The sequence below is a fragment of the Streptomyces xingningensis genome (assembly GCF_054957865.1).
Map to the genome: position 1 here is coordinate 1 of NZ_JBDJPF010000177.1, position 699 is coordinate 699.

The 699-nt window shown below is 62.4% G+C and carries 2 protein-coding genes; both read left to right on the top strand.

The window, feature by feature from the left end:
• Positions 1 to 580 (top strand): carboxyl transferase domain-containing protein (locus ABCR83_RS32725; RefSeq protein WP_462698903.1); only part of this gene is annotated, 580 nt, incomplete at its 5' end.
• 15 nt (positions 581 to 595) lie between these two features.
• The coding region (locus ABCR83_RS32730) for an acyl-CoA carboxylase subunit epsilon (RefSeq protein ID WP_462698904.1) at positions 596 to 699 on the top strand (104 nt) is incomplete at its 3' end.

Sequence of the window (699 nt, forward strand, 5' to 3'; positions counted from 1 at the left end):
GGCGAACCAGCCGCAGTCGTTGGCGGGTGTGCTGGACATCGAGGCGTCGGAGAAGGCTGCGCGGTTCATCCAGATGTGCGACGCTTTTAATGTCCCGTTGGTCACGTTGTTGGATGTGCCGGGGTTTTTGCCGGGTGTGGATCAGGAGCATGGTGGGATCATCCGGCACGGGGCGAAGTTGCTGTATGCGTACTGCAATGCGACGGTGCCGAGGATTTCGGTGATTTTGCGGAAGGCGTATGGGGGTGCGTACATCGTGATGGACTCGCAGTCGATCGGTGCGGATCTGACGTTTGCGTGGCCGACGAATGAGATTGCGGTGATGGGGGCGGAGGGTGCGGCGAACGTGATTTTCCGTAAGCAGATTGCGGAGGCGGATGATCCGGAGGCGGTGCGGGCGCGGATGGTCAAGGAGTACAAGGCCGAGTTGATGCATCCGTATTACGCGGCGGAGCGGGGTCTGGTCGATGATGTGATCGATCCTGTGGAGACGCGTGGGGTGCTGGTTCGTTCGCTGGCGATGCTGGCGACCAAGCATGCGGATCTGCCGTCGCGCAAGCATGGCAATCCGCCTCAGTAGAAAGTCTGTTCAGTGATGACCGATACCCTTGTCCGGGTGGAGAAGGGCAGCGCGGGTGCCGAGGAACTCGCCGCCGTGACCGCCGTCCTCCTCGCCCGCGCCACCGCCACCCCAACCGC